This window comes from Bacillus mycoides (assembly GCF_000832605.1).
In the GTDB taxonomy this organism is placed as follows: domain Bacteria; phylum Bacillota; class Bacilli; order Bacillales; family Bacillaceae_G; genus Bacillus_A; species Bacillus_A mycoides.
Window position 1 is genome coordinate 3,404,015 of sequence record NZ_CP009692.1, and the last position, 13,756, is coordinate 3,417,770.

Consider the following 13,756-nt stretch of genomic DNA (forward strand, 5'->3'; position numbering starts at 1 on the left):
CTAATACTTAGTAAATAAATATACTAAAAGCGTTTCCTATATATTAGAAACCACTATTCAGTTATAATAGTGTCTTATCTTTTTTGTTAAATCCTTGTAGGCATCCATTCCTTTTGGTTTAGCCGTGTAATTGATAAATCTCCCTTCCTGTTTTTTTCTCTATTTTTTTGTCGCCTGCATTAGAAATGCTAAACTGTATAATGACTCATATTAAACTTACACATAGACTTACTATTAACATGTACTTTTTTTCATACTGATTGTTCCTTTCTTCATGCTGTAATACTTAATAGACAATCTAAATCATAAAGTTGTTCCACATTTACAAAAAAAATAATTAACTATAAGATGGAATAGGCTACATAAGGGAGGGTTATATGTTACATACGAAAAGATGGAGATTTTTTGCGGTTCTTTCTATTGTAAGTGTGATTTTACTAATTTTATTAAAAATCAACTTCATTTCAATTACTATCGCAACTTCTTCAGCTGAAAGAGGAAAAATTCTTGATCAAAATGGTGTACTACTAGCTACAAATAAGAAAGTTAAGTCTCTATATTGCACTTCTAATGATGAAAAACTATCGAATAAAGATACATCAAACACATTAGCTTTTTTCAATCAATTTTCAAACGAGTTTCAACATGACATTTCTACAGAGGACATAAAATCTCAATTACAACAATCCTGTAATAAGCAGACTATGAATGAAATATCCTTATACTCTGATATAAGTGAAAATGAAATTTCATTCATAAACAAGAATAAACCTAAAAATGTAGTGATCAAAGACGAATTCATTCGATATTATCCAAAGAACGAAATTGCTTCACAAGTAATTGGGTATGTAGAAAATGACCTTAATTCTAAAAATGTACCTGTTGGTAAAAGTGGGATTGAGTTTCAATATGAAAATGATTTAAAAGGAAAACCCGGAAAAACTCTGATTTTTAAAATGAATAATAAAAAGTTCTTATGGAACATTCAAAAAGTACAAAAAGGAAAAGATGTCCGGCTAGCTTTAGACTCTAAATTGCAGCAAAAAACAGAGGAAGCACTAAGATCTCAAATTAAGAAAGTACCTGATGCTAATGCTGGTTATGCAGTAGTAACCGATGTAAAAACTGGCGCAATATTAACTATGGCCAATTCGGCAGTTTTTGATCCAAATATATTAAATACACATGTATCATCTAAAAAAGAAAACATTAAATCCCTTTCGCAAAATAAAGCAATTCAAAAATTAAAATATGGTGAATCTTATGTAAATATGGCCTCTACTATAAAGCCACTTACTATTTTAATCGGATTAAACGAAAAGCTTTTTCAACCTGAGGATACATATTTGGATAATGGTAGTTTTCAGTATGATAATCAAAATAACATCACCAATGCTCCTGGAACACCAACAGGTGAAATTACACCGAGTCAAGCTATCATTAATTCATCAAATACATTTATGACAGCAAAAGTAGCTCTCCCCTTATTCAACCGAAATAATGGGAATATAGAAAAAGTAGCAAATATATGGACAGATTATTTAAAGCAATTTGGCCTCCGCTCTAAAACTGGTATTGATTTACCCTTTGAAGAAGACGGAGAATATGAATTTCATCCATCTAATAAGTTTGAAAATGGAATCTCTGCTTTATTAAATGCATCTTGGGGAGGAAATGAAGTACACACCCCTCTACAACTTGCTCAATATGCAGCAACTTTGGCAAGTAAAGGTGATAAATATAAACCTCAAATCGTAAGTGCTATTATTGGTCAAGACGATAAGGAAACAAAAAAGTTTAAACCACTCTTAGAAAGTTCAAATCGTTATCCTATGAAATTTTGGAGTGTCGTGCAAGGTGGGATGAGTCAAAATATAGAGGAGATTAAAAACTTGCCCTTTCATGTCGCGGGTAAAACAGGGATAACTGGCTCTCCGAACGAGCAAGAAAGAATGATAAATCATTCTCTTTTCATTGCATATGCTCCTACCGAAGATCCAAAAATTGCTATTTCTGTCGTTATTCCTGGTAGTAATTCGGAAAAAAATATTGCTGCTCTCGTTACATCAGAAATTTTAGAGTGCTGGAATTCACTTCAAAAAGAGGATAAAGATAAAGAGGAAGGTTCATTAAAGTGAACCTTCCTCTTTTACCATATAGAATCTATATTCGTTATTTCCCATATACCTTCATCATTCTTTTCAAATATGAAAGAATATTTAATATCAGTTAAAACATACTCTTTTTGTACATATCCAGTATAACCGTTAATTGTCGATACTTTTATAAATCCATCATTCTGTACTTTTTCTGGAATCAAAGCTTTTACCATTTCATTAGATACTTCATATAAAACTTGTGATTCTCGTTTTGGTTCAGCTAAAATTTTCGTTTTATTTCCAGTAACAGTTGCATATATAAAATGCGATTGCTTTGGTTGGTTACTTTCTGTCAATCCACTTGGTACTTTGTATGCTTTCTTTGTATCATTTGCAAATTCTCCCCCCATTGTAAGAGCGACTTGCAACTCATGAAAAATATCCTCATCAAACTTCAATTCATCCTTCTGATAACTTTTCCCTTTAAATAGAACTTCATCATTTAACGCTCTATACAGGTCATTTTCATTTTTTGAATTTGTACTTCGATATAACTCATTCATAAATTGTTTTAATGATGGATCTTGAGCAGACTCATCTTTTGTTTTAGGCTTAATTTGAGTACTACTTTGTACCGGTGATTTATTATCATCAAGCCAAGGTTGTTGAACAATAAAAAATAACATTGTACAAACCAAAACTACTACAATAGGCAATGCTTTTTTACGAAATGGTCTCTTGTATGGTACAGAGTCTACTTCACTATTTTGGTATATCGATTGCTTTATTTTATAAATAAATGCTTCTTCATCTTTACGACGCTCCATTGGTCCATTTTTTAATTTGCTATACCAGTCAGGATTTTTTTTACTGTTCATCACTTCTACCCTCCCCTATTAATTTTGAAACTTTACTTCTTGCTCTGCTTAACCTAGATTTGACTGTTCCAATGGATACACCTAATGTTTCAGCCATTTCTTCATAAGATAATTCATATTTCGCGTCCAATATTAGTATTTCGCGGTGTTTTTTAGGTAGTTTTAATACAACATCCCACACATCATTCATTTCCTCTTGATTAAAAAATTCTTGTTCTGCCGATGGAGATTGCTTATCGTCACTAAAAAATCCCACTAAAGATATCCTTTTAAAATAAGAGGATTTCAAATAGTTTATTGCCGTATTTCTTGTAATTTTTAATATCCACGTTTTAATAGATGACTCCTTTCGAAACGAATTCCAATGTTTAAAAACCTTAATAAATACATCTTGTGTGATGTCATCTGATAAGTGTGGATCTTTCGTAATAATAAATGAATAATTCCATACATCTTGCCAATAGTCTTTTATAACATAGTCAAGCTCATCATGATTACATTTTCCAATAAACTTCTGTTCCATTTCCACACCTCAAACTTATTTGAATAAACATAAAGCTGCCCTCACTTTTAATATGGTTTCAATATATAGACATGATACAAGTTTCATTTGTTCCATTGTTTATCTTTTTTTTCGACAGATGATATTTCTAAAAAAATGTAATAAAAAAGACCAGGATAAATTCTTAAAATCATCCTGGTTTTTCTGTATTAAATATATTTTCATTATTTTTTTATAATAGAAACCGCATCTAATACATCCACTTGACTCCCCATAGTTTTAGTGAGTTTTTCCCATTCAGTTTCTGCTTGTACAGCCGTAACATCATCTGTGTTATATGGTCTATCTTCACCATACGATTTATTGAAATGAAGGATTTCCATTGATGTTTCATTTACAGGGATTTGATTGAAAGTAGTATTGTCAACAATTACAATCAGCTCCTCATAATCTGAATTACGATAGTGACCAAACCAAGTATCGCTAGCATACTGGACTTCTATTTTCTTTTCATTAATTGTTAATTCCTTAATTTTTTTATTTTTCTTACTAGCCAATAATACAGCTTTACCTTTTGGAGCTGAAGGTAATGACTTTATTGGATCTGAACTCCATACTTCATTATCATTATCTGATTCTCTCAACACACCTATCTCAACCATTTTCTCTGCAGTTTTTCGTTCCATAATTAATAGTTGTTTACCGCCAGTTTCTGCTTTTTTCACTTTATATAAAGTGTTGGTCTTAATTTCACTTTTATGTTGACTTACTATTTCTTTTAATGATTGTTCTTCCCCAATCAATAAAGCGGCATTCCTTGGTTCTTCTTTCTTTCCAAAAGAACAAGCCCCTAACATAGAAATTGATACAACTCCTGCCATACACACTTTCATTACTTTTTTCATTTCTTTTTCTCCTCTTTGCTTGTTTTATCAATACGTTACATGATTTTTTTATATAACCGTTGTAAATAACGCCAACGGACAGTGAAAAAGTACACACTTTGAATGGATATAAAGGCTAGTATAATTAAAATGGACATCTTTAAAACAGAGAAGTCAATTAGCTGTTGCAAGGCTATAAAAGCGACACCACTATGAATAATCGCTATAATTAAAGGCAAGAAGAACATTAACGTAAGCTGACGCGTTACGATTTTCTTTAGCTCTCTTCTACTTAGACCGACCTTCGCAATCATTTCATATTGTTGTTGTTCCCTTTCTAAATCTGCATATAGTCGGAAATATAAAAGACTGGCTGCGAACGTAAAGAATACGATCCCTACTAATACACTGACAATAAGTAAAATACCGTTCTCTTGTTTCGAAAAAATCCATTCAGAATACAATGCTTTAAAATAATGATGTGCTTGCACCGAATTATTATTACCCATTGTTGCTTCTAATTTTTTTGTAACCACTCTTGATTTCTCCCAATTTTCCACTAAAAATCCATATTGACTTTTCATTACGTAAGAATCATCTTCTGTCTTTCTATTTGGGATTTTATCGTACAAAGAATCCGAAACAACAATAATAGCTCCAATTGTATTTGGGAGAACTATATATGGGACCGCCTTCTTGACCTGAAGAGACATCTCCAAGTTTTCCTGTACTACATCTATTTTCTCAGGTATATCCTTTCCTCTTGCATACTTTTCTTTTTGCGAAACTATTGATGGTACTATGATTGTTTGTTGATCATTGTCTAACTTTTCCATTTCATATCCGAAGATTTTTGCAAACTTGTTATACTCTGATACTTTGATTAGCACTAAATTATTTTCCGTGAATTTTGGATTCGTAACCGCTACCTGATAAGAAAAATTTGAACGAGTGAGTTGTTTTTTTATTTCTGTAATGTGCTCTCCTTCTTGGGGATTCTCGCCTAACGAGGTATAGGTAAATGCAAATGGATTGATCATCTCCGTTAATCCCTTATTTCCCATTGCTAAACATGTACCAATTCCTGTGAAAGCCACCGCGGAAACAATCGCTAGCATAAAGAACATAGTTGCATTATCCTTCATACGATAAGCCAATTCAGATATAGTAAGTAGGTTCGTTTTATTAAAAAATACAGTGTCTTTTTTCTTTAAGACACGTATTACATACACGCTCAACTGTGAAAATAGAAAATATGTCCCTATCACTACAAAAACTACTCCTCCAAGTAAGTAAGGCATAATGAAGTTTCTTTCTAGTACGAAATAGAACACACATCCATACCCTAACCCAATTAATAATACGGAAAGGAATGCTAATGCTTTTGATGCCTTTGGCTCTGGTTTTGGCTTTTCCTCTGATTTCATCAAATCAATTAACTTGTTTGCTTTTACCATTTTAGAAGTAAACAACGAAATGACTAGAAACAGAATCAAAAATGCGCCAATTGTCGTAAAGACAGCTTTTATAGGAACGTAAAAAGGAAGACCCTTATCAATCGCTAATATATTTTCACTTGCCAATAAATTGAGCTTTGAAAATATCAAACCAATTAAGATACCAAATGTAATTGAAGCGACTCCAATTAACATATTTTCTAAAAAAATTAATTTATTTAACTGCGCCGGTGTCATACCATGCATGATTAAAATTCCAAATTCTTTTTTTCTTGTTTTTAAAAAAGAACTCACCGAATATAAAAGAAAGAAGAATGAAAATACAAAAATGAGATATTGAGAGATTTGCATCCCCATTGTTCCTAAAAGGCTCATTGTTTTACTTGTGGAGGCTAGTTCTCCTTGTAAATCAGGATGAAAAAGTAAGAGTGAATATGTGAAAAAAACCATAACTGAAAATGAGCTACTTAGAAAGTGTGCAGCATAAGTCCGCTTACTTCGAATGATATTATTAAAAGCGAATCTTTGAAAAGTCATGCTTACGACCTCCTAGTAATGCAAGTACATCTATAATTTTTTGATAAAACATTTGTTGGTTTTCTCCGTTATAAATTTCGTTATATAATTTTCCATCTTTAATAAATACAACGCGATCACAAAAACTTGCAGCCACTGGATCGTGCGTAACAAGCATCATTGTTGCATCTTGTTCTTTATTTAATCGTTTTAATAACTCCATTACATCATTAGCCGCTTTTGAATCTAAGTTTCCTGTCGGCTCATCTGCAAGTAATAATTTAGGTTTATGAATTAGAGCACGTGCAATTGCTGTTCTTTGTGCTTGTCCGCCCGATATTTCATATGTTCGTTTATTTAATATATCTTGGATGCCTAATTTTTCTGCAATACCTTCTACACGCTGATTCATATCCTCAACTTTAGTACCATCTAACGTCAGAGGAAGAACAATATTTTCTTTTACAGTTAATGTTGTAAGAAGATTGAATGCTTGAAACACAAAACCTAATTCACGTCTTCGAAATAATGCCAGTTCATTTTGAGATAATTGATATGGATTTTCTCCATTAATCAATATTTCTCCTGATGTGGGAGAATCAATAGTAGAAACCATGTTCAACAAAGTAGTTTTTCCACTTCCTGATGGTCCCATTATTCCTACAAACTCCCCTTTTTTCACACTCAAATTAATTTCGGCGAGCGCTTCATAAGATACCTTTCCTGTATAGATTTTACTCAGTTCACAGACCTTTAATATTTCCATATCGTTTTGCTCCTTTTTATCTTTTAATAACCTAAGTTTATCTAAGCGTCCCTTCTTCTCATATCGATTAACCTTTCATATATCTAACAGGTCTGTAATATTTCTGAAAATTCAAACTAAATACCGTTCTAACGATTTGCATAAGGGAAAATAATACAGATTGTTGTTCCTTTTCCTACTTCCGACTTTATTTCAATATCATGTTCCAATCTTTTTATAATATTTTTCACAAGATATAATCCCATCCCAGTAGATTCCTTAAATTTCCGACCGTTTATTCCCGTATAAAATGGGCGGAATACTCTTGGGAGGTCTTCTTTTGGAATTCCCACACCATGATCGTGTATTTCAAGGATTACTGAGCGCTCTTCTTCTAATGTAGTAATAGTAACGTTTTTTCTACTTCCTGCTGAATACTTAATGGCATTGGATATCACTTGATGAATAACAAACCGAAGCCACTTTCTATCGGTTTCTACCATAATAGTTTGTTTTACTTTTACTTCTGGATAAACATAGCTACGGATAAACAGACGTTTATTTTCACGGATTACTTCTTGAACGATTTCTTGTAACGAAACTCTTTCCACATAAAAATCTTGCTCAAACGTTTGTAATCGCGCCATATATAAGACCATTTCTAATCCGTACTGCATTTGATCTACTTCTTCCACAATACTTTCAAAAACCTCCCCATTCTCTTCTTGTGTGATCAGTTCAATAACTGATAGAGGCGTTTTCATCTGATGCACCCATTGATTAATAAATGTAAGGTGCTCTTTTTGTTTATATTCCCAAGTCTTTAACTGTTGATGATATTGACTGTATTGTGTCTTTAACACACGCTGAAGTGCTACTGATAATGGAGTGGAATCGAGTTCTTCTAAGGAGTCCTCTAATGTTTCAGAAGGGTTGGATAATTTGTTATAAAATCTACGATGGCTAAAGTAGCGATAAAGTAAAAACGCAATTAAAAAGCATCCTCCTAAAAACACACTATATAACGCAGTAGATAAGTGGTTATATCCATCCAGCCAATAAACAGTTAGAACGACAAATAGCTGAATGATTGAGAAACAGATGAAAGGGATATGTTCACGTAAAAATAAATTCATTATTATACCTCATCATTCTTCCAAGTTATTTTCAAACGATATCCAGCACCACGAACTGTTTCTAATGCATTTTTTATTCCGATTTCCTCTAATTTTTTTCGGACACGTGTAACATTTACACTTAACGTATTATCATCTACATACGTATAGTCATCCCAAAGTTTTTCTAAGATTTTCTCTCGACTAACAATACTAGGAGATTGTCGTAAGAGAGTTTCTAGTAAAACAGTTTCTTTTTTTGACAGTATACACATGCTATCATTTAGCTTTAATTCCATTTTTTCTGGATAAAGTATTAAACCGGATTGCTGAACAACTCTTTCTTCCGCTTTCGGTGCGTATTCTCCGTAAATTCTTCGAAGATGACTTCGGATTTTTGCCATTACAACTTCATAATGAAACGGTTTAGTGATATAATCGTCTGCACCATGTTCAAGTGCCATAACTTGCTCCATCTCTCCACTACGTGCTGATATAAATATAATGGGACAAGTAGAGACCGTTCTAATTTGTCGGCACCAGTAGAAACCATCAAAACTCGGTAAATTTACATCTAATAAAACTAAATCAGGTTGAATTTTTTCAAAGTTAGCCAAAATATTTTCAAAATCCTCTGTAATATTCCCTTCATACCCGTACTTATTAATATGGGATTGAAGTAGTTTAGAAATTTTTTGGTCATCTTCTACAATCATAATTTTATACATATATTAAGCTCCTTTTATTTATCTTTTCCGACAAAAGACTCCCTTCTCAGTGTCCGTAGGAATCTCCCTCTTCAAACATGCCGCAAGGTCGTTAAGTGGGACTAGTTAAAGTATATGTTTATTATCTGTAAGAATATAAAATATACTTTTATCTTTTAGTATAAAGAAATTCCCCTCTTACTTATATTGAATAACCTTACTTCAAACTAACAGCTTTGTAATATTTCTGAAAATAAAGTTAAGTATAATAGCTCTTATTTTTTAAATTTCAATTATCTAATTTAACATTTTAAAATTTGTTGTTTTATAATTTTCAAATAAAAAATAATCGTATTTAATTGTGTAAAAAACACGTAATTAAATACGATTATTAAAATCATAAAATCTGCGTTTAGACATAAATTAACCGATTCCTAATATAATCTTGAATCGGTAAGGTTTGTATATTTACTAAAGGAGTAAATTTCACCTTCTAATTAAGTATTATTTCTGAAAAACATGTTTTATTTTTTCACCTGGAACGTTGCTCCCGCCTCTTCCTTTTACATCTTCAATCATCATGGTAACAATCATGTTTGGCGCGCTTGCATCGAAAGCTGCAAACCAACCAAGTTCTTTACCCTCTGCTTCTTTCGATTCTTTCAGTTCTGCTGTACCTGTCTTACCAGCGAGAGTTACACCATCAACTTTAGCAGTTCTCCCAGCACCATCAGGATCATTAATAACCTTTATTAACGCACTTTTTAATATCTCTTGATTCTTGGTAGAAATCACATTTTCTTTCCAATTTCCCGCTGCTTTTGTTTTTTTTATAAGATGCGGTGACGGAATGTTACCCTCATTGACAATCGGTGCATAAGTCAATGCTAAATGAAGAGGTGTCATTAATACTTGTCCTTGTCCGTACCCCGTGTCTGCTAGTTGAATATCATTTTTTATCCCATCTTTTGCAATGATTGAAATAGGGAATTCGTATTCAATTGATAATTTTTCATGAAATCCGTATTTCTTAAATTCATTTACATACTGATCTTTTCCTATTTTCAAAGCTTGTTGAGCAAAATAAATATTATCAGAGTACTTCATTGCCTTATCAAAATCAACTGGACTAGCATCCTTCACACGTGTTACATAATAATTTCCCCAAGATGAATCTTTTGTCCACTTTAATCCTTGAATTTTAAATTCTTCCTTAGGATTTATTGTGTTTGTTTCCAAACCAATTGCACCTGTTATCGTTTTAAATACGGAACCTGGTACAAATGCTTGTGTGAAGCGATTCATCATTGGCAGTTTCGAGTCATTATTCCATGCTTCCCTTTGAGCTTTTGATGCTCCTCTAACTATTGTATTTGGATTATAAGCAGGGCTACTTACAAGTGCGATTGTTTCACCCGTTTTAGGATTGACCGCTGCACTAGATCCTGCTTCATTTTTCATCTCATTAAAGATTTTTTCTTGAATTGCAGCATCAATAGTTAACGTAACATTTTCCCCTTTTTTTGCTTCTTGTTTTGCTACGTTTTTAATCTCTTTCCCGTTCTCATCTTCCATAAATACGCGTCCACCCTTTTCACCACGCAATTTATTCTCTAATACTTTCTCTAAACCTGTCTTACCCACTAAATCATCTGCTTGATAACCTTTTTTTTGAAGCGATTTTAACTCCTCTGCATTTACCTTTCCTATATATCCCGTTAAGTGTGCCGCTGCTTCTCCTAATGGATACGTACGAATATTTACTGGGCGAGATGAAACTCCTTCTAATTCAATATAATCATTCTGTCTGGTTCCCTCTTTTAAAATACCAATTGGTACAAGGGAATCTGGTTTTATCCATTTCGCTGCGAGCTTTTGATTGATCTCTTCTATAGACATATCAAGTAATTGTGCTACTATTTCTTTCGTTTGCGCTGCCGTTTCACCTAGTTTCTCTGGAATAATTCCAACTTCAGTCGCTTTACCATTCGTTGCAAGCCCTTTTCCATTTCGATCATATATTTCTCCGCGTTTTCCTTGCTCTGTTTGCATACGTACTTTGTAATCTTTTTTCATACCTGGGAAAATGAAGTCTGGTGTCCAATCTATTTTCCAAGATTCCTTATCTTTATCTTTCACGAGTTTTGCTTCATGGATGAATGAAACTGTTCCTCCATCCGTATCCATATTAACTTCAAAAAGAAAAAGTTCTTTATCTTTAGTATTCTCTCCTTTCGTTTTAATTTTTAAATTCTTAACTCCAATACCCTCATAAATTTTTTGATATTTCTCTGTGAACTCCTTTTTAGAAATCGTTTTTTTTGCATGTTCTGATAAATAATCATACATATTTGTAAATTTTTTATCATTCCATAAATTGATATATTCTTCAAATGCTTGTTTTGGCGGCTCATCTTTATTGCATCCTACCAACATAACTCCAAAACAAAAGAAAAGCAGCATCCATATTTTTTTCAATTCAATCTTCTCCCTTAATTAAAAATGATTATTCCTTTCTAAATATGTTAAATAAAAAATGTTTTAACGCTTAATAGACAGTGTAAGTAATGAAATAGTTCCACATTTACAAAAAAATTAAATTTATGGTTAAGCTGCATTCAAAAAGGGAAGATTTTAAGATTCTTACAAACGACGAATATATTTAGCGAACGTTATCATTATTAGTGTTGTTTTAACAATTCATTTAAAATACCTTTTAGTTCATTTTCGCCAATTTCATCTTTTTTCTTTATAGATTATTGATACAAAAAAAGAATCCTTATACTAAGGATTCTGCAACAGAAAATAACAAAAATATAAACAATAAAAAGAATTACTTAAAGTATAATTTATAGGCACTCTATATCCTTCTTTTTCGCACCAAAAACCCCTGTACAGCACGCGACAGGAGTTTAGGTCATTCTACAGCTTATTTAAAAGAGTCATGTACAGGCAAACTACTAAAAATCAATTCAGCAACTTTTACATATCCTTTTGAGTTTGGATGAATTAAATCCGTAGACCAAAGCGTATTGTCATTAACTAAATGATGATTCCAAAAGTCAACATGATGAAGCTTATACTCTCTACTCAGTGAAAGTATAACTTCATTTGCCTCTAATAATTGTTCTTTTAATACTTGTTTTTTTTCAGAAGGAAATGGAAGCCGAACTGTAAAATCTGGAAGGTTTGCTATAATAATATCAGCACCTGCTTTACTTAATGTATCTATCATAAATTCCATATCGTTCTTATATGCTTGATGATTCCAACGTCCTTTTAAAACATCGTTTGCACCTGCAATTAGACTAACCAAATCTGGATTAAAAGTTAATGCCTGTTCCAATTGCTGTGAGCGAATTTCTTTAGTTACTAACCCACGTTTTGCAAAATTAGCATATTTTAAATCATCTACACACAGTTGAACAAAATGATCTACCCAGCTTTTTAATGCTATTCCCTCAACTTCATCCCCTATCCCCTCTGTAAAACTATCACCAATCGCTACAAATCGCTTCCACATATATAGTCCCCCTTTTTTGTTATTCATATCTACACTATACAATAGCCCACAGCGTAATTGTTCTTCTTAAATGTTTTTCAATTTCAATTAAATTCCATAGGAGATTTTTCAAATGAGCAAGACAACTCGATTAAACTATTTCACATGAACAAAAACATGAAAATCTACGTTATCTTCTCGCAGAAATAGGTTGAGACCAACTATCTTTCCCATTATCATTTAAGTGTACTTGAAAAACATATATAGGTTGAGAAAAGCCTTTTGTATCAGCGTAGTAATCTATATTATAATCTGTAATGACTAATGTATCACCTGCTTTGAAAGATATTATAGGATCAAAGTCTCCTTGTTTTAGTTTTTGAAATACTTCTTTGGGAGACAGAATTTCGACATCTCGAATATGTGATTTTTTTGTAACTGGCTCATTGTCATTAGGCATTTTTGTAATTTCCTCTTTGTAAACAGGCATTTTATTACCTTCGTCTTTTAACTCTATTGATGTTTTTATAGTGACATCAGTCATGTCTGTTTTTGTAATGGGATCTAAAGGCATATTCCCAAATTCCTTCATTTGATACGAAATCATTATTCCAAGTGCAACAAAACTTACTGTAATCGGAAGAAATAAATATTTGGTCATTTGTGTATCTGTTTCTTTTTTCTTCAACAATATAAGAACTATATTTAACATAGAATATCCTAGCATCATTCCTAAAGTATTATGAAGTAAATCGGCTAGTTCCATACTTCCACGTTGCATTATAAATTCAAGGATTTCAAGCAATAAACTTGCTATAATTGAGCTGATTAACATCCATTTTGTTTTTTGAAAAACATTACTAAATAAAGGTAATAAAATTCCTAACGGAAAAAGCATACCTATATTCACAATGATATGGAAAAAAGAAGAAAATGAAAAGGTATTCCATGCTTTTCTATAAACACTAAGTACATCAAAGTCAATTGTTCTTGCAAAAGTTATATCATCTGGACGACCAAATGAAGTAGCTGATAATACAAGGGAATAATATCCTATTATCAATATAAACAATATAACTTGTTGTACGGTAAATTCCCCCCCTCCTTTACATACCTTTTTGTATACTACAAAGTAGCTAAAAACAAAAATGAGTAGTAACAAGAATGTGAGTTGTATTGTAGGAATTGCAAAGGTAACAAGTAGTTCGGAAATAAAATTCATTTTACACCTCTGTTTTTACGAATAAAATATTCAATAGTTTTATATAACATTTTAGATATAGATAGCGATGTGTTGTTACCCCTAATAATTATTAATACAGAATTAAACCTGTATACATTGAGCATTTCT

At 32.1% G+C, this 13,756-nt stretch carries 11 protein-coding genes; 1 reads left to right on the forward strand and 10 read right to left on the reverse strand.

The genetic code is table 11. The features are described from left to right. Positions 1 to 377: 377 nt before the first annotated feature. On the forward strand, positions 378 to 2,138 hold the full coding sequence (locus BG05_RS19315) for a peptidoglycan D,D-transpeptidase FtsI family protein (RefSeq protein WP_003189297.1): 1,761 nt from the start codon (positions 378 to 380) through the stop codon (positions 2,136 to 2,138). An 11-nt stretch (positions 2,139 to 2,149) separates the two neighbouring features. On the opposite strand, the gene BG05_RS19320 is transcribed toward BG05_RS19315, so the two are convergent. The 10 genes from BG05_RS19320 to BG05_RS19365 all read right to left on the reverse strand — a co-directional run bounded on the left by BG05_RS19320 (position 2,150) and on the right by BG05_RS19365 (position 13,627). Continuing rightward, positions 2,150 to 2,977: an SH3 domain-containing protein gene (locus BG05_RS19320; RefSeq protein ID WP_002127459.1), complete on the reverse strand. Its 828-nt coding sequence runs from the start codon at positions 2,975 to 2,977 to the stop codon at positions 2,150 to 2,152. Next, positions 2,967 to 3,500: an RNA polymerase sigma factor gene (locus tag BG05_RS19325; protein WP_002085483.1), complete on the reverse strand. Its 534-nt coding sequence runs from the start codon at positions 3,498 to 3,500 to the stop codon at positions 2,967 to 2,969. Before BG05_RS19325 ends, BG05_RS19320 begins: the two co-directional genes overlap by 11 nt. Positions 3,501 to 3,703: 203 nt before the next feature. After that, entirely contained in the window at positions 3,704 to 4,384 is a 681-nt protein-coding gene (locus BG05_RS19330) for a lipoprotein BA_5634 family protein (protein ID WP_003189292.1), read from the reverse strand. Positions 4,385 to 4,419: 35 nt separating this feature from the next. After that, entirely contained in the window at positions 4,420 to 6,357 is a 1,938-nt protein-coding gene (locus BG05_RS19335; RefSeq protein ID WP_033733981.1) for an FtsX-like permease family protein, read from the reverse strand. Next, positions 6,332 to 7,102, reverse strand: coding sequence for an ABC transporter ATP-binding protein (locus tag BG05_RS19340; protein ID WP_003189289.1), 771 nt, complete (start codon positions 7,100 to 7,102; stop codon positions 6,332 to 6,334). The genes BG05_RS19335 and BG05_RS19340 overlap by 26 nt, the downstream gene beginning before the upstream one ends. 128 nt (positions 7,103 to 7,230) lie before the next feature. After that, positions 7,231 to 8,217: a sensor histidine kinase gene (locus tag BG05_RS19345; RefSeq protein WP_002017026.1), complete on the reverse strand. Its 987-nt coding sequence runs from the start codon at positions 8,215 to 8,217 to the stop codon at positions 7,231 to 7,233. 2 nt (positions 8,218 to 8,219) lie between these two features. After that, a complete protein-coding gene (locus BG05_RS19350; protein ID WP_002085493.1) occupies positions 8,220 to 8,924 on the reverse strand; it encodes a response regulator transcription factor in 705 nt (234 codons plus the stop codon). A 483-nt stretch (positions 8,925 to 9,407) separates the two neighbouring features. After that, positions 9,408 to 11,381 (reverse strand): penicillin-binding transpeptidase domain-containing protein, encoded by a 1,974-nt coding sequence (locus BG05_RS19355; protein ID WP_033733979.1) that lies wholly within the window; start codon positions 11,379 to 11,381, stop codon positions 9,408 to 9,410. Positions 11,382 to 11,832: 451 nt separating this feature from the next. After that, positions 11,833 to 12,426 (reverse strand): SGNH/GDSL hydrolase family protein, encoded by a 594-nt coding sequence (locus tag BG05_RS19360; protein ID WP_033729156.1) that lies wholly within the window; start codon positions 12,424 to 12,426, stop codon positions 11,833 to 11,835. 169 nt (positions 12,427 to 12,595) lie between these two features. After that, positions 12,596 to 13,627, reverse strand: a complete 1,032-nt coding sequence (locus tag BG05_RS19365) for a VanZ family protein (RefSeq protein WP_033733977.1) — start codon at positions 13,625 to 13,627, stop codon at positions 12,596 to 12,598. Between the last annotated feature and the right edge of the window lie 129 nt (positions 13,628 to 13,756).